We start from the raw sequence: 16,155 nt of genomic DNA on the forward strand, positions 1-16,155 counted from the left end.
GCATGACTGAGGTATGGGCTACCGCATCCTCGCCGACGCGGCCATGGCCGTGCACTTCGCCTTCCTCGTGTACGTCGTGGCCGGCGGCTTCCTCGCCTGGCGGTGGCCCCGCGCGCTCTGGCCGCACCTGGCCGCCGGAGTGTGGGGCGTCCTCATCCTGACCGCAGGCATCGAGTGCCCGCTGACCGCCGCCGAGAACTGGTCCCGCGACCGGGCCGGCGGCAACCGCCTCCCGCCCTCCGGGTTCATCGACCACTACATCGAGGGCGTCGTCTACCCCGAGCGGTACACCCTGCTCCTGCAACTCCTCGCCGTCGCCTGCGTCCTCGCCTCCTGGTCCGTCCCCCTCCACCGCCGCCTGACCACCCGCCCCCACCCCCAAAGCCGCGCCTGACCCACGCAGCAGCCCCGGCAGTCCAAGCAAAAGAGAAGACCCGGCCGACAGACAATCGACCGGGCCGAATGAGACGGAAAGTGAGACGGAAGATCATCAAAACGGCGTCAGCCCCGACCGGGGTACGGTCGGGGCTGACGGTTTTGCTGCTGAGAGCGGTAGCGGTGGGATTTGAACCCACGGAGGAGTTGCCCCCTCACACGCTTTCGAGGCGTGCTCCTTAGGCCGCTCGGACACGCTACCGAGGGAGAGCCTACCCGACGTCACCCCGTGCCCCGAAACCGGTTTGCCGGAAGAAGGTGCTGAGGACGGTGCCGCACTCCTGTTCCAGGACGCCGGAGACCACTTCGGGCCGGTGGTTGAGGCGGCGGTCGCGCAGGACGTCCCAGAGGGAGCCGGCGGCGCCGGCCTTTTCGTCCCAGGCACCGAAGACGACGCGGTCGACGCGGGCGAGCACGATTGCGCCCGCGCACATGGTGCAGGGTTCGAGGGTCACCACGAGGGTGCAGCCGGACAGGCGCCATTCGCCGACCGTGCGGGCGGCTTCGCGGAGGGCGACCACTTCGGCGTGCGCGGTGGGGTCGCCGTACGCCTCGCGCTCGTTGCGGCCCCGGCCCACGACCTTGCCGTCGCGGTCGAGGACGACGCACCCGATGGGGACGTCGCCGGTGGCCGGGGCCCGGCGCGCCTCGTCGAGGGCGAGGCGCATCCACGGTTCGTACCGGGTCCGGACCGGGCCTCTGCGGTCCCGGTCCGGGGTGGCCGGCGGAACCGTCAACGCACGGTCTCCAGCTCGTCGGCGCAGCCGAGGCGTTCGGCGATCACGATGAGGGCGTCGGCGGGCAGGCGGCCGCCGCCGCCGAGGTCGGTCAGCTCGTCGGGGTCGACGCCGAGGTCCGCGAGGACCGTCTCGTCGCCGGCCGGCCCGGGCGGAGCGGCCTCTTCGTCGTCGTCCGGGTCGTGGCCCAGCACTTCGGCGGTCAGCAGGGTGTCCCCGTAGGCGCTGCGGGCGACCGCGGCGGCGTCGGAGACGTAGATGCGCGGATCCTCCTCGCCGTCCACGCGAACGACGGCGAACCAGGTGTCCTCCTGCTCGACGAGCAGCAACACCGGTTCCTCGTCGACCGACGAGGCGCGTGCGAGATCGGCGATCGCGTCGAGGTCCTCGACATCGTCGAGGTCGACCTCTTGCGCCTCCCATTGGTGCTCAGTGCGCACAAGCACTGCGGCGAAGTACGCCACCGGACTCTCCCAGGTCGTCAGACTCGGCGCGGCCGGCTTCCCGGTCCGCGCGCCCTGCCGTGTTGTCGGGTTCCGCCGTCCCCCGGCTCGCGTGCCGGGATCCCCGCGGGCCCGGAACCACGGATGTGCTTCCCTCACGCATCGTGGCAGAAACGGGGGCGCCTGCGCGCGGATTGGCGGCCCGGGTCACGCGTGCGTCGCGAGGCTCGGGCGGGCGGGAGGGCGGGATCAGTACCGGAACGTGCGCATACGCATCATCTGGCGCAGCCGGGCGGTCCTGGTGCGCCGCGGCTGGATCCGCTCGCGGAGCTCGTGCGCCTCGGCCAACTCCCGTAGGAACAGGGCCCGTCGGCGGCGCCGTTCGGCGTCCGTCTCCTCCGGGCGGCCTTCCGGTGCGCGTACGGCCGACTCGACCGACGGCAGGCCCGCCCCCGGGGGCGCGCCCTCGACGGGGTCGGCGAAGTCGGCGGGGGCAGCAGTCGCGGACAGGTCGGCGGGGTCGGTGCCGAGCGGGTCCGCAGGGGTGCGGTCCGCAGGGGTGCGAACCGGGGCCCTGCCGTCCTCGACCGCGGCGGTGGTGGAGGCAGGGCGCCGGACGGAGGTCTTGCGCGAGGCGGACGCGCGGCGGCGCGGGCGCGGTCCGGCGGACGCGGGCGACGGCGCGGCCGGGCCGGCGGCGTCCCTGGTCTCGACGGCGGACGCGGGCCGATCGGACACGCTGTGGGTCACGCGCGCGGTGGTGGCGGGCCGGACGCCGTTGGCGGCAGAGGCGGACGCGCGAGCGGACTTGGCAGTCCTGTCGGCGGTTTTGTCGACGGTTCTGTCTGCGGTCCTGTTGCCGGTCGCGCCGGTGGCCGGGTCGGCGGCCGCGGCGGTCGTCGGGTTCGCGGACTTCGCCGCTTTGCCGGTGGCCTTGTTCACGCGCTTGGCGGAGCCGCCGCGCCGCGAGCGGGTGGACCTGGCCGGGGGGTCGGCCTGGGAAGCAGCCTTGCCCGATGTCTCGGATTCACCGCCGCGCGCGGCGGGCCGGCGCCCGGAGGCGGTACCCGAGGCCGGTGCCGGAGCCTCGCCTGACGGGCTTTCGGGAGCGGTCGAAGGCGGGGTGGTGGCAGGGTTTGCGGCCGTACGGGTCCGTGCCGTGCTACGCCTTGGCTGGGCCATGGGTCCCCTCGCGTCCCTGTCGTGTTTCGTCCCGACTCCCTTTAACCTGCCCGTTCAGCGGGTTTTACGCCACCGCAGTCCAGATCCGTGCGGGCGAGCGGATACTGTCTCACCATGCGGATTCACGTCGTCGACCATCCCCTCGTCGCGCACAAGCTCACGACCCTGCGCGATGAGCGCACCGACTCGCCGACCTTCCGGCGGCTGGCCGACGAGCTCGTCACGCTGCTGGCGTACGAGGCGACCCGCGACGTCCGGGTGGACCGGGTGGACCTGCGGACCCCGGTGTCCGCGACCACCGGCGTGAGGCTCTCGTACCCGCGCCCGCTCGTGGTGCCGATCCTGCGCGCCGGGCTCGGCATGCTCGACGGCATGGTGCGGCTGCTGCCCACCGCCGAGGTCGGTTTCCTGGGCATGATCCGCGACGAGGGCACGCTGCAGCCGTCGACGTACGCGACGCGCATGCCGGACGACCTCACCGGGCGGCAGGCGTACGTGCTGGACCCGATGCTGGCCACCGGCGGCACCCTGGTCGCCGCGACCCGCCTGCTGATCGAGCGCGGCGCCCGCGACGTCACGGCGCTGTGCCTGCTCGCCGCCCCGGAGGGCGTCGAGGTGATGCGCAAGGCGTTCGCGGACTCCGACGTGCCGGTCACCGTGGTGACCGCCGCCGTCGACGAGCGGCTGAACGAGCACGGCTACATCGTGCCCGGCCTCGGCGACGCGGGCGACCGGTTGTACGGCACCGCCGGCTGACCCGGCGAAGGACCAAAGACCCCGCGAAAGCGGGACGTCCGCCGGATGCACAACCGTCCGGTACGGCGCATGCTTGATGGTGTGCCCGGGGCTGGGCAGGAGCCCCGTCGGCACCCCGGGACTCCGGGCCGATGCCTGCGACGGTTCGACCCACCGTTGCTCCGGCCGGGTCCCCTGCAGAGAAGAGGGGGCGACCGATTCCCCCCGCGGCCGCTCCCTCTTCTTGTCGTTCCCGGTCTCTTTGGGGATCTCTTTACGGCTACCGCCGCGCCCGGCGGACGGACTTACGGGTCATTGCGGTGCATACTCGTACCGCCCCGTTTCGCTTCCCCGGCACGAACGGCGTGGAGGCTCGCCGCAGTCCGCAGGGACCGGTATCAATGAGGGTGAGCGTCGGGCGGCGCTCCTCAGGGGAGGCAGGACGATGCAGGTGCAGGCCAAGAAGATCTTCGGCGTACTGCTCATAAGCTTCGTCGTCTATACGATCATCGCCACACCGGACAAGGCCAGCGACCTGATCGCGCAGTGGTTCTCGGCGATTTCCTCGGCTTCCAAGTGGGTCGGCAACCAGATCGGCAACCTGGCGAACTGAGCCGGACCGACCCGCAGCCGCCCCGGAAACCCCGCCGCCCGAGACCGCGAGAACCCCGCCGCCGATGCTGGACCCGTCGATATCCCCCAAGACCGTGCAGCGGTACCTCCTGCCCGCCGAGAAGTGCGTCGTGGCGGTACGCCGCCACTGGTCGATCCTCATCCGCCCCGGCGCGGCCGCGCTGGGCGCCGCCGCGCTCGCGCTCGCGATGGCCTGGTACTTCCCGGAGGAGAACGCGGTCGTGCACCTCGCGGTGTGGCCCGCGGTCGTCGCGGCGGTCCTGTGGGCCGGCTGGCACGTCATGGTCTGGCGGCACGACTACTTCTTCGTCACCGACCGGCGGGTGATGGTCACCCACGGCGTGCTGACTCGCCGCGTGCTGATGGTGCCGCTGGGCAAGGTGACGGAGCTCAAGTTCCAGCGCTCGCTGTCCGGCCGGATCCTCGGCCACGGCACGCTCATCCTGGAATCGAACGTCACCGAGGACTCCCTCAAGGACGTGCAGTATGTTCCGTGGCCGGACACGATCTATGTCCGGATGTGCGACCTGATGTTCGATTCCAAGGAGTAGGCGAGACATGATCCGTCACCTGGTGCTCTTCAAGCTGGACGAGGGTGTCTCGCGCGACGAGCCGCGCGTGGTCGCGGGGCACGAGGCGTTCGCGGCGCTGGACGGCGTGATCCCCGAGCTCAAGTCGTGGCAGTGCGGGTGGAACATCACCGTGCGGGACATCGCGTACGACTACGCCATCGTGTGCGACGTCGAGGACCGCGACGCCCTCCAGCGCTACATCGCGCACCCGGACCACCAGGCCGCCGCCGGGCGGTGGCGCGAGTTCGCGACGTGGGTCGTCGCCGACCTGGAGAGCTGACGGCGCGGTCCGAACGACCCCGACCCACGGGTAACTTGCCGCGATTTCCGGCTCGTTCGACACAGCATTTGCCCGCTTCATCACTGGTTGCCCGGTGGCCTACGTCCGAGTTGACGCGCTTCACCTGACAAATCCAGGATGTCGCAAGGGGTTTGGCCGCCGCGCACACCGGTATGTGGGTAGCGAACGACGGCCGCCCGGACCTGACGGACGGCCGACCAGGTTCGGCTCCGATGAGGAGGTGGGCTCTCCAGTGCTGCTACGCGATGCGTCCGCGGTGGATGCCGCCGAGGCTGACTCCGCACCCCAACCCGTTTCCGTGCCTCTCCCCCGCTCCGGCTCGGCCACCGTGCCGGCCGTGCGGGACGGGTCCGTCGCCCCGGACACCCCCGGGACGGCGCCACGCACCGCCCCGGCCGCCTCCGAGGCCCCGCTCGACACCAGGGTGCTGTCGCGCACCCTGCTGCTGCGTCTGTCGGAGGTCGAGGAGGGATCCCCCGAGCACGCCTACGTGCGCAGCACCCTCGTCGAACTCAACCTGCCGCTGGTGCGGTTCGCGGCCAACCGCTTCCGCAGCCGGACCGACCAGTACGAGGACGTCCTCCAGGTCGGCACCATCGGCCTGATCAAGGCGATCGACCGCTTCGACCCGCACCGCGGCGTGGAGTTCCCGACGTACGCGGTCCCGACGATCATCGGCGAGATCAAGCGGTTCTTCCGCGACACGTCGTGGAGCGTCCGCGTCCCCCGCCGTCTCCAGGAACTGCGCCTCGCACTCGCCGAGGCCACCGAGGAGTTCTCGCACAAGCACGACCGCGCGCCCACCGTCGTCGAACTCGCCACGCACCTGGGCATGTCCGTCGAGGAGATCCTGGAGGGCATGGAGGCCGCCAACGCCTACTCGCCCGCCTCCCTCGACGCGCACGACCTCGACGACGACCGCGACAACGCGCTGATCGCGCGGCTCGGCCAGGAGGACGAGGCGCTGGACGGCGTCGAGTACCGCGAGGCGCTGCGCCCGCTGCTGGCCCGGATGCCACCGCGCGACCGGCAGATCATCATGCTGCGGTTCTTCGGCAACATGACGCAGTCGCAGATCGGCGAGCGCCTCGGCATCTCCCAGATGCACGTATCGCGTTTGCTGGCCCGCGCGTTGGCCCGGCTGCGCGCGGACTTGTCCGCGTAGCAGGCGAGTCGGGGGTGGCGGGTCGGCGTACACGCGTCAGGGTCGGCGGCCGGGATCCGGCCGGGAGGGGGCGGCCGGTCAGCCGTCCACGCCGTCGTACCGGGCGAGCAACAGCGCGATGTCGTCGCCCAGTTCGCCGGTACGCCGGGCGATGAGGTGTCCCGCGAGCCCGTCCGGGGTCATGCCCCGGCCGTGCTCCAAGGTCTCCAACATCCACGCCACACCGTCGTCGAGGCTGAGCCCGCGCGACTCGACGAGCCCGTCCGTGCAGAGCACCAGGATGTCGCCGGGCTCCAGCACCAGTTCGGTGGCCGGGTAGCGCGCGTCGGTGTCGATGCCGAGCGGCAGCCCGCCCGGCACGTCCACCAGCAGCGTCCCCGCGCGCCCGAGCACGGCCGGATGCTGGTGGCCGGCGCGCACCACGACCGCGCGCCCGGTGCGCGGGTCGAACTCCACGTACGCGCACGTCGCGAAGAGGTCGGTGCCGAGCCCCGCGGTGAGCGCGTTGGTACGGCGCACCACCTCGGCTGGCTCGTGACCCTCGACCGCGTACGCCAGGACCGCGGTACGCAGGATGCCCATGATCGCCGCCGCGTCCACGCCGTGCCCCTGCACGTCGCCGATCACCAGGCCCACGCGTCCGCCCGGCAGCGAGATCACGTCGTGCCAGTCGCCGCCGACCTGCATGCCGACCGTCGCGGGAATGTAGCGCGTCGCGACCGTCAGACCCGCGACGCGCGCCGGGCGTCCCGGCAACAGGCCGCGCTGGAGGCCCGACGACATCGCGTGCTCGTCGTCGTAGCGCCGCGCGCGGTGCAGCGCGCGGGCCAGCAGTGCGCGCAACTGCCCGAACAGGCGGTAGTCGTCGGCGTCGAACTGCCGCTCGCGGTTGTAGGAGAGGACCGCCGTGCCGACGACCTCGCCCGAGGCGACCAGCGGGAGGAAGACCCACGCCTGCTTGCCGGCCGCCCCCGCAAGGTCCACCAAGTGCGGGTAGCGGCGCAGGTATTCGGTGCGCGAGGTGATCGCGAAGGCGCTGCGGCGGCGTACCGCCTCGACGAAGGGCGCGTCCTCGTCGAGCTCCCAGGCCGTGTAGCCGGTCGCGGCGCGCGGCGGATACCCGGCGTGGCCGACGACCCGCAGGCGGCCGTCCTGCACCATGCCGACCACCAGGCCGTCCGCGCCGCACACGGCGGGCAGCCGACGCGCCGCACGCACCACGTCACGTACGGTCAGGGACTCGGCAAGTGCCGCGGTGAGCAGTTGGATTCGCGCCTGTTGCGCGGCGGCCAGCTGGGCGGCCTCGCGCCGCTGCGCCTCTTCGCGCCGCTCGTCGGTGACGTCGACGCAGAACAGCAGCATCTGGTCGGGCCTCGGGTACGCCCGGACCCGGAACCACCGGTCCTCGCCCGGCACATGCAGGATGAACGACTGCGGGCGGCGCTCCTGGAGCGCGGCGAACAGGTGGCGCCCCCACCCGTGGCTGCGCGCCTCGGGCAGCAGCGCGTGCAACGGCCTGCCCAGGATCTCGGCGCGGGGCCGACGGAAGAGCTGCTCGCTGGGGCTGTTGCAGTAGACGACGCGCCACTCCTCGTCGACCACGATGACCAGCGCCTCGACTTCCTCGGCCTGTCGCGCGAGGCTCAGCCGCAGGTCGGACGCCTCGGTCACGTCGGTGACGACGCCGCGCAGGCGGCGCGACCGGCCGCCCGACTCGTTGACCACGCTGCCGCGCACCTCGACCCAGCGGTGCGGGCCGCCGTCGGGGTCGAGCATGCGGTGCCCGGAGCTGAGCCGCCCGTCGCTCGCGAACGCCTCGGCGAGGCTCATCCGCAACCCCGGGTAGTCCTCCGGGTGCAGCGCGCAAAGCACCGCCTCGATCGGTCCGACGTACGCGCCGCGCGAGCCGAGCAGGCCGCCGAGCCGGGTGCCGAGCACGATCTCGCCGCTGACCAGGTCCCAGTCGAACGTCCCGGTGCCGGCCGCGTCCAGGGCTTCCAGGGTGGACTGGAGGTCGGGCCCGGAGCGTGACCGGCGGGAACGCCGTACAGGCGGGGCGAGCGCGGGGCCGGCGGCCACCCGGTCGGGCGCCGACGTACGACCGGCCGCGGCACCGGAGTTGGCCGCACCGGCCGCTCCGTTGGCGCGCCCCCGGCGAAACGGTTCGGCCAGCGGGAGTTCACCGATGCCCGCGACCTCCTCGCCGATCAGCTCGGCAAACGCCCGCACGCGCGCGATCAGCCGCGGGTCGAACCGCATCGGATCGCGGAACGCGACGGTCAGGACGCCGCGTATCGGCTCCTCGCGCGCGGGGGCGCCTATCGGCCCGGCCAGCGGCACCGCGACGCACGATCCGGTACGGCCGCCCCAGGTCTGCACCTCCCGGCGCGGGTAGCGGGCGGCGCCGGCGACCTGGTCCTCCACCGTGACGACCCGGCGGGTGCGCAGCGCTTCGGTGACCGGCAGGTGCTCGTCGAGGAGGATGCGGCACCACAGGTGCGCGGTCGTGGGCGGGCCGACGAAGTCCATGACGAGTCCGGCCACGCCGCGTAGTTCGGCGATGTCCTCGTGCCACAGGTGCAGCATCACGACGCCGACCTGCGACTCTCGGCCGCAGGTCTCGACTAGGTCGAGCAGCAGGGGTTCGAGCGGTTCCTGGAGGCCGGGCCACGACCAGGCGGGTACATGGCCGCCGTTCGGGCGCGGTGCCCCGGCCCGGGCGGCGGCGCTCATCGCGGCGACTCCGGTTCGGGGGGTTGCCGGGAATCCGTTCCCCCGTTCGTCCCCCATGCGCTGCCTCCTCGGTGGTGACGCGATGCCCAGGACGCGCATCCGCCGCGAGCCCCCACCCCGAGTACGGATCGTGCATCGCGCGGCCACTCTCCCCGGTGGCATATGTCGCGCAAGGTTACGCGGCGGATACCTGATCCGTTGGACAACACACCTATAGCAATAACTGCCGATTCGTGCCACTCGTGAGCATAAACAACTACGTATCTTGATCGACATTCGCCTTGATTTGATCTGTACCCTACCCGAGGCTGTGTGATATGAAGAATTTTGATGGTAAATGTCTGGTTTACCCGAAGCGGTTTGATAAGGACGTGCCTTCTGGTATTGATCTGATGGACACCGACCGGTATCGATCCGGCCAGTCCGGAAAGCACTGCCGGTTCTAGACGATCCCGCGATGAGGTACGGATGTCCGCTCTGCTCGACACCCAGCACGTTCACGACGAACTAGCGCCTCGCACTCTCCCCGAGGTCCCGATCGGGCGGCGGTCGGCCGCACTGCCGACGGCCGACGACCCGGGGCCACTCGACACACTCGAGCCCGATCCCGACGGGCCACGCGACAGTTCCGACGTCCGCAGGATGTCGGCCGTGCTGTTCGTACGGCTCGCCGAACTGGAGCGCGGGACCCCGGAACACGCCCACATCCGCGACCGGCTCATCCGCCAGAACCTCCCGCTCGTGCGCTACGCGGCGAACCGGTTCCGGCACCGCAACGAGCCGCACGAGGACGTCGTACAGGTCGGCACCATCGGCCTGATCAAGGCCATCGACCGCTTCGACCCGCACCGCGGCGTGCAGTTCCCGTCGTACGCGATGCCCACCATCATCGGTGAGATCAAGCGGTACTTCCGCGACAGCGGTTGGTCGCTGCGCGTGCCGCGCCGCGTGCAGGAGCTGTGGCTGTCGCTGTCCGAGGCGATCGAGACGTTGTCGCAGGCGAACGACCGCGCCCCGACGGTGGCCGAGATGGCCGCGTACCTCCAGGTGACCCACGAAGAGGTGGTCGCCTGCCTGGAGGCCACCAACGCGTACGCCCCGTCCTCGCTCGACGCCCCCGACGGCTCCGAGGAGCGCACGCTCGCGGACCGCCTGGGCTACCAGGACCAGGCGCTGGAAGGCGTCGAGTACCGCGAGGCCCTGCGGCCGCTGCTGTCCAGGCTGCCGGCCCGCGAGCGCAAGATCCTCATGATGCGGTTCTTCCAGAGCATGTCGCAGTCCCAGATCGCCATCGAGCTCGGCATCTCCCAGATGCACGTGTCCAGGCTCCTGTCCCGCACGCTCACGCGCCTGCGCGCCGAGCTGGGGGACTGCTGAACGCAGGCTCGGGTGGCCGCGAGCCGGCGCGGCACACGCCCTGGGGGGTCGGGGGAAGCCGGGGACAGGACGGAATCCCGCTGTTTCATGGCAGGAAACTCATAGGAATTACAGGGGGGAACCAACGGATTGGTGATGGCCACCCTTCGGGGGAGGGTTCGCTCACCGGTGGGACAGGCCACGTGAACAAGTCCAGGAAGCGACATGTCGCCCCGCCTGGCCCCCACCCCCGACAGCCCGCGGAGGGGGACCGCCCGGACGGGGCGACACATACGTTCTGACGGCGACCGGGCCGTCCGTCAGACCGCCAGCATCCGCAGCTTCAGCTGGGCCAACGTCCACACGTCGATGCCAAGCCCGTCGCGCAGGTACCGGTCGAACGACCCGTACACCTTCCGCACCTCGTCGAACGCGGCGTCGAGGAACGACGACTGGACACCCAGCATCGGCCGGATCAGGTCCGGGTTCTGCAGCGCACCCGAGGCCACCATCTGCCGGATCGTCGCGTCGATGCTCGGCTTCAGGTAGTCGTTGCTGGCGAGGAAGTCCCGGTACACCGTCTCCCGGTCCACCCCGAGCGCGGTCAGGACGACCGCCGACATCCAGCCCGTACGGTCCTTGCCGGACGAGCAGTTGAACAGCACCGTCTCACCCCGGGCGACCGCCTTCAGCACCGCGGCGAACTGGGCGCGCTTGGCCGGGTCGCTCACGAACGAACGGTTCACGTCCTCCATGAACTTCGCGGCCTTGCCGTCGCCCAGCATCTCCTGCTGCTTGACCGGGTCGCCGCTGGAAACCGCGCCGATGACGGTCGCGAGCACACCGTTGTCGGACAGCGGCAGGTTGACCGACTCCACACCCGCGGGCAGTTTGTTCGGACCGTTGCTGCCGATCTCGCCGTTCACGCGGAAGTCGTACGCCGTGTCCAGGCCGAGCGAACCCAACTTGCCCACGCCCGCCTCGGTCAGCTTGCCGAGGCCGTCCGAGCGGAACACCTGTCCGTAGCGCACGGCGAGGCCGCTCTCGGTGCGATAGCCGCCCAGGTCACGGGTGTTGAGCGCACCCTGTGCCCCGACCCCGCGCGGCGCGGTGACCACGCCGTACGACGTGCCGGCCGGAACCACCTTGAAATACCAGCGCTTTGCCGCGTCGAGTCCGTCGACCACCGTGCTCCCGGACCGCGACGTCGCGACGCGCTTCCCCGAACGGGCCGGGTCGCGCGGGTCGGTCGAGGCGTACACGTACACCTCGCCACGGGCCAGGAAGCCCGTCCACGCAACGGTGAACGAACCGTCGGCATTCGCGGCCGCGGTCGCGTCGAGTATCGAGGCGAGCGCCGAGGCGGACGAGGACGAGTCGGCGTACCCGCCGCCCGCGGCATCCGAGGCGGGAGCGGACGCGGCGGCCGGCGCCGGTGCCGGTGCCGAGGGGGACTCCCACGAGGACGCCGACGAGGACGCGGCGGTCAGGCCGAGCGTGAGGGACGAAACGAGGGCGACGGTGGCAAATCGGGTGCGGCGAACGCGCATTCGGTGGTGCTCCTGGATCGATTCAGCAGGAAGCGCGCCCGGGATCGCCCGCGAGAACGTACGGGGGTTCGACCGATGCGCGCGGCAACCACCTTAGTGACCGGGCCCGGTCGGACTCCATACGGTTGGGTGTGTAGGTGCACGACGTGAGCGGCGGCACACGGTTTCGCCCGTGTGCCGCCGCTCCGTGTGTCAGGCCGTGCCCGTCAGGTTGTGCGTGTCAGGTCCTGCGGATCAGGTGGTGCGCGTCAGATGGTGAGCATCTGCAGGCGCAGCTTCGCCAGCGTCACACCGTCCAGGCCCAGGCCGACGCGCAGGAACCGGTCGAACGAGCCGTACTGCTTCTGCACCTCGTCGAACGCGGCGTCCAGGTACTGCTTCTGCACCCCGAGCAGCGGGTCGAGCAGGTCCGGGTTCTGCATGAGTCCCGCGTACTTCAGGCCCGCCTTGGTGCGGTCGTTGGCGGCCTTGAGGTACGTGTTGCTCAGCAGGTAGTCCTGCGTGACCGTGGCGCGGTCGACACCGAGCGCGGTCAGGATGACGGCCGACATCCAGCCCGTACGGTCCTTGCCCGCCGAGCAGTTGAACAGCGTCGTCTCGCCGTTCGCGATGCGCTTGATCACCTGGGCGAACTGCGCACGCTGCGACGCGTCGCGGACGAACGACCGGTTCGCGTCGATCAGCAGCTGCTCGGCCTTGCCGTTGCCGAGGGCCTCGGCCTGCTTGACCGGGTCCTTGCTGTCGATGACCTCGTTCAGCTTCTGGTACATGCCGCCGTCCGAGACCGGCACGCGCAGGACCTCGGTGCCGGCTGGGACCTTGTCCTGGCCGTTGAGGTTCAGCTCGAACTCGGTGCGCAGATCGGCGACCGTGTCGACGCCGAGCGTCTTGAGGCGGGCGATGTCCGCATCGGTCAGCTTGACGAGCGCGTCGGAGCGGTAGACCTGGCCGTACTTGACGGTGAGGCCGTACGCCGCCTGGTAGCCGCCCAGGTCACGGGCGTTGCCCGCGGCCGAGAGGCCGATACCGCGCGGCGCCACCGTGACGGCGCCGAGCGGGTTGCGGTCCGGCACGAGCTGGAAGTACCAGCGCTTGGCCGGGTCCAGGCCGGTGACCGTCACGGAAGTCGCCTTCGTGACGGCGACCTGACGGCCTGTCAAGGCCGGGAAGGACGGGTTGGTCGACGCGTACACCCGCACCTCGCCGGCGCGGCTCGCCGTCCACGACAGCTTGACCGAACCGTCCGACGCGGCCTCCGCCGCCGCGTCGGACAGAACGGTCCGGCCACTGTGGGCGGACTGCTGGGAGGGGGCCGCAACGGCCGTCCCGGAGACCGCAAGGGTCCCGGCGGCGGTGCCGAGGGCGAGCGTCGCCACCATTGCGCAGGTGGCGGCTCTTGTACGACGGAGCTTCATTCCACTCCAAAATGGTCGGGTGCCCGCACGCGGGCGCGCGGCGATGCCGTACGGCGCGTGAGGGCAGCACGAGAAGGCCGATGACACGTGTCAGTGCCCGGTCACCGGCCCACCAGGATCAGGTGCGCAGACTGTAAGCGAAAGGGGCGAAAGGATCGAGAGTATGAACGGGATTTTTGGTGGCCGGAAAGTGAACTGCGGCAACCCTCGGCCAATCCGCCGCGCACGTCACAAGATCGTGTCGGCGGCGCCGCCCGGGCGAGACCCCGACGTAACCTCGGTCAAGGGCTCTCGGCGCGCGAATCCGTGCGCCGCACCGCACGATCCGGGCAGGCTAGGACCGTGACGTGACAACCGGTCGGCAGGCCCGGTCGAGATGGACCAGGTCGGCGGATGCGGGCAGCAGATCCGGGCAGGAACAACGAACTTGCCCGGGAGGAAGAGGAGGGAACCGTGCCGGACGGTCTCGACAGGCGCCCCAGCACCGGCGACCGACAGCCGGCCCGGAGAACGGCGGCGCGGGAGCACGACGACGACGAGCTGTACGACGACGAGCCGCGGCGCGGCGGCGACCCGTACGGCGATCCCTACCAGGACGACTACGACGACGTCGGGCAGGACGCCGACGAAGCGGGCGAGGAACGCCCGGGGCCGGTCCGCCGCATCGCGAACTGGCTCGGCCTCGGCGTCGGTTCGGACGAGACGTACGGGGAGCCCCGGAACCCCGGCGCCGACGGGGAAGACGGCGAGGGCGACGACCTCTACGGGACGCGTCCCGCCATCCCGCCGCAGCCGAAGTCGCCGCCCCCGCTGCTGCTCGATGACGAGGACTCCGGGTACACCCGGGCCGACGACCGCCGCGACCGGGACCCGTACGACGCGGAGGAAGACGACCGGATGCCCGAGACGCGGCTGCCGGACGCCCGATCCGCGCGCGCCGGAGACGACTTCGACACGTCCGGCGCAGGCGGCGATCCGGTCGGAACCGCCGGGGCGGGGCTGCCGCCCGCCGCGCGGCCTCGGCGTACCAGGGCCACCAGCCCCTGGGAGGACATCATGCTCGGCTCGGGCCCACCGCCCGGTACGCCGATGTCCGACGCCCTGCCCGCCGGGACCCTGCCGCCCGACCCCTACGCGGTACGCCCGCCCGCGGCGGCCGCCGACGCACCCTCGGTACCCCTGTCCGAGAGCCCGTCCCACCGCGCGGGCGAAACCCGCGGCGGCGCGGCGCTCTCCGACTGGCTGGATCCGATGGACCCGGTCGACCCCTTGCACCCGGACGATCCGACCGGGGCATCGTCGGAGGACACCGATTCGGGCAGGACCACGAGCGCGGGCATTGGCGCCGGCACGGGCACCGCCATCGGGAACAACACGGTCAGCGAATCGAAAGACGCCGATCCGGACAGCCAGTTCGACGACCCCGGTCCCACCGGGACGATCGCCGCCCTACCCGCACAGGCACCCCCGGCAGCGGCGGCAACGGCAACGGCGTCAGGGCACGCCGCCTCGAAGCCACCCGCTCCGCTCCCCCCGCTGCCCGATGTCTCCACGGCCAAGCAGTCTCCCGCCGAACAACCCTCGGCCGCACAGCAGGAGTTGCCGACGGCCGAACGGGAATCGCCGGAACCGCGGCGCATGTTGCGGCTGCTGCCCACCCCCGTCCTCTCGGACGGCGGCGGCATGGTCGTCGACGGCGGCAGGATCGGCCAGCTGACCGTACGGGCCGCCGCGGCGCGCGGTGACCTGCACTCCCAGCAGGGCGTACCCCGGCAGAACTGCTTCGCGTCCGGTCCGGACCCGAGCCTGCGGTGGACGATCTCCATCATCTGCGACGGCGTCGAGGGCGGATACGCCCCCGAGCTGGCCGCCCAGGTCGCGATCCGCAGCACCTACCGGGCAGTTGCGCGGATGGTGATGTCGGCCCGCCACGAGGACTGGGACTGGACCACGACCCTCGCGGGCGTGCAGGCCGAACTGCGCACCCGGCTGGCCGAGATCGGCACCAAGGCCCGGACCCTGGGGCAACCGGCCCCGGCCACCCGGCTCGCGGTGCTCGTCACGTCCGCCGAACCGCTGCAGGACGACCGCGTCGACATGGCGGTCCTCGGCGACAGCACGATCCTCCGCCTGGCGGAGGGCGGTTGGCGCGCACCGCTGGGAATGCGCGAGACCCCGACGGACGTTCCCCCGCCCGCGCTCCCCGAGCAGGGCACCGAGCACGTACGCGTCTGCCGCACCACCTGGCGTCCCAGTGACTCGCTGGTCCTCATGACCGGCGGATTCGCGGAGTCACTCGGCGCGGAGGGGGGCGTCCTCGCCGCAAGGCTCGCGGAAGACTGGCGGCGCCCACCGGAGTTGCTCGACTTCCTGCGTGATGTGGTGGAGGGCAGCCACGCGGACGACGGCGCGGTCGTCGCGCTGTGGCCCGAACCGTAGGAGCCCCGAAGAAGCACTGAAAAGACACACAGAGGGCGGGCACCGTCACCGGGCCCGCCCTCTGTGTGTCGCCATCGGTCTTTCCTCAGGCGAACGCAAGCACAGCCGCCACGACAACCGCGATGACGGCGACGACGATCACGCCCACAACTACCGGGGAGATTCCACCACTTCGGTGGTGCTCCGCCGGCGGAGCCGGGTTCGGGTTCCCCTGCTCCGCGACGAACGCACGGAACATCTGGGTGCTTGCGGCAGGATCCATCTCATTGTTCTCAGCCATGCGCACGACCTTACCGCGCCGCGCGATGCCCCAGAACGCAAGTAGGCCCCCTCCACAGGAGGGGGCCTACTCGTCTATCACGCTAATTCCGGCGGCGTCCTACTCTCCCACACCCCTTCGAGTGCAGTACCATCGGCGCTGAAGAGCTTAGCTTCCGGGTTCGGAATGGGACCGGGCGT

The 16,155-nt window shown here is 71.3% G+C and carries 15 protein-coding genes, 1 tRNA gene and 1 rRNA gene; 8 read left to right on the top strand and 9 right to left on the bottom strand.

The features are described 5' to 3' along the window. Positions 1–13 precede the first annotated feature (13 nt). Positions 14–394 (top strand): DUF2784 domain-containing protein, encoded by a 381-nt coding sequence (locus ACWD12_RS09650; protein ID WP_450099047.1) that lies wholly within the window; start codon positions 14–16, stop codon positions 392–394. 156 nt (positions 395–550) lie between these two features. Here ACWD12_RS09650 and ACWD12_RS09655 read toward each other — a convergent pair. From ACWD12_RS09655 to ACWD12_RS09670, 4 genes are all read right to left on the bottom strand, one after another. Next, positions 551–637: transfer RNA gene (locus tag ACWD12_RS09655), tRNA-Ser, on the bottom strand. A gap of 10 nt (positions 638–647) precedes the next feature. Beyond that, positions 648–1,103 (bottom strand): tRNA adenosine(34) deaminase TadA, encoded by a 456-nt coding sequence (tadA, locus tag ACWD12_RS09660; RefSeq protein WP_358356098.1) that lies wholly within the window; start codon positions 1,101–1,103, stop codon positions 648–650. Between the two features lie 65 nt (positions 1,104–1,168). Beyond that, positions 1,169–1,618 carry a tRNA adenosine deaminase-associated protein gene (locus ACWD12_RS09665; RefSeq protein ID WP_450099048.1) on the bottom strand — a complete coding sequence of 150 codons (450 nt, stop codon included), beginning with the start codon at positions 1,616–1,618 and terminating at the stop codon, positions 1,169–1,171. A gap of 246 nt (positions 1,619–1,864) precedes the next feature. Beyond that, the gene (locus ACWD12_RS09670; protein ID WP_450099049.1) at positions 1,865–2,557 is read right to left on the bottom strand and encodes a hypothetical protein; all 693 of its coding nucleotides are present in this window, start codon (positions 2,555–2,557) and stop codon (positions 1,865–1,867) included. Positions 2,558–2,911: 354 nt separating this feature from the next. Here ACWD12_RS09670 and upp point away from each other — a divergent pair, with 354 nt between their 5' ends. The 5 genes from upp (at position 2,912) to ACWD12_RS09695 (ending at position 6,203) form a co-directional block, all read left to right on the top strand. Further along, the gene (gene upp, locus ACWD12_RS09675; protein ID WP_450099050.1) at positions 2,912–3,553 is read left to right on the top strand and encodes a uracil phosphoribosyltransferase; all 642 of its coding nucleotides are present in this window, start codon (positions 2,912–2,914) and stop codon (positions 3,551–3,553) included. A gap of 424 nt (positions 3,554–3,977) precedes the next feature. Beyond that, positions 3,978–4,145: a hypothetical protein gene (locus ACWD12_RS09680; RefSeq protein WP_358356106.1), complete on the top strand. Its 168-nt coding sequence runs from the start codon at positions 3,978–3,980 to the stop codon at positions 4,143–4,145. Positions 4,146–4,209: 64 nt separating this feature from the next. Further along, positions 4,210–4,716: a PH domain-containing protein gene (locus ACWD12_RS09685; protein WP_358356108.1), complete on the top strand. Its 507-nt coding sequence runs from the start codon at positions 4,210–4,212 to the stop codon at positions 4,714–4,716. Between the two features lie 7 nt (positions 4,717–4,723). Next, positions 4,724–5,017, top strand: coding sequence for a Dabb family protein (locus ACWD12_RS09690; RefSeq protein ID WP_358356109.1), 294 nt, complete (start codon positions 4,724–4,726; stop codon positions 5,015–5,017). Between the two features lie 253 nt (positions 5,018–5,270). Further along, positions 5,271–6,203: a SigB/SigF/SigG family RNA polymerase sigma factor gene (locus ACWD12_RS09695; protein WP_435839085.1), complete on the top strand. Its 933-nt coding sequence runs from the start codon at positions 5,271–5,273 to the stop codon at positions 6,201–6,203. Between the two features lie 78 nt (positions 6,204–6,281). Here ACWD12_RS09695 and ACWD12_RS09700 read toward each other — a convergent pair whose 3' ends face one another. Next, entirely contained in the window at positions 6,282–8,993 is a 2,712-nt protein-coding gene (locus ACWD12_RS09700) for a SpoIIE family protein phosphatase (protein WP_450099051.1), read from the bottom strand. Between the two features lie 411 nt (positions 8,994–9,404). On the opposite strand from ACWD12_RS09700, the gene ACWD12_RS09705 reads away from it, so the two are divergent. Continuing rightward, on the top strand, positions 9,405–10,313 hold the full coding sequence (locus tag ACWD12_RS09705) for an RNA polymerase sigma factor SigF (protein WP_450099052.1): 909 nt from the start codon (positions 9,405–9,407) through the stop codon (positions 10,311–10,313). A 299-nt stretch (positions 10,314–10,612) separates the two neighbouring features. Here the strand turns inward: ACWD12_RS09705 and ACWD12_RS09710 are convergent, their stop codons facing one another. Both ACWD12_RS09710 and ACWD12_RS09715 read right to left on the bottom strand, forming a co-directional pair. After that, positions 10,613–11,842, bottom strand: coding sequence for a tyrosine-protein phosphatase (locus tag ACWD12_RS09710; protein WP_450099053.1), 1,230 nt, complete (start codon positions 11,840–11,842; stop codon positions 10,613–10,615). 248 nt (positions 11,843–12,090) lie between these two features. Further along, positions 12,091–13,257: a tyrosine-protein phosphatase gene (locus ACWD12_RS09715; RefSeq protein WP_450099054.1), complete on the bottom strand. Its 1,167-nt coding sequence runs from the start codon at positions 13,255–13,257 to the stop codon at positions 12,091–12,093. Positions 13,258–13,710: 453 nt separating this feature from the next. On the opposite strand from ACWD12_RS09715, the gene ACWD12_RS09720 reads away from it, so the two are divergent. Further along, positions 13,711–15,696, top strand: coding sequence for a protein phosphatase 2C domain-containing protein (locus tag ACWD12_RS09720; RefSeq protein WP_450099055.1), 1,986 nt, complete (start codon positions 13,711–13,713; stop codon positions 15,694–15,696). Between the two features lie 85 nt (positions 15,697–15,781). Here the strand turns inward: ACWD12_RS09720 and ACWD12_RS09725 are convergent, their stop codons facing one another. Further along, positions 15,782–15,976 (bottom strand): hypothetical protein, encoded by a 195-nt coding sequence (locus tag ACWD12_RS09725; RefSeq protein ID WP_358356121.1) that lies wholly within the window; start codon positions 15,974–15,976, stop codon positions 15,782–15,784. A gap of 86 nt (positions 15,977–16,062) precedes the next feature. Continuing rightward, positions 16,063–16,155 (bottom strand): 5S ribosomal RNA (rrf, locus tag ACWD12_RS09730); the annotation flags it as partial.

It is taken from the genome of Streptodolium elevatio, from assembly GCF_053592165.1.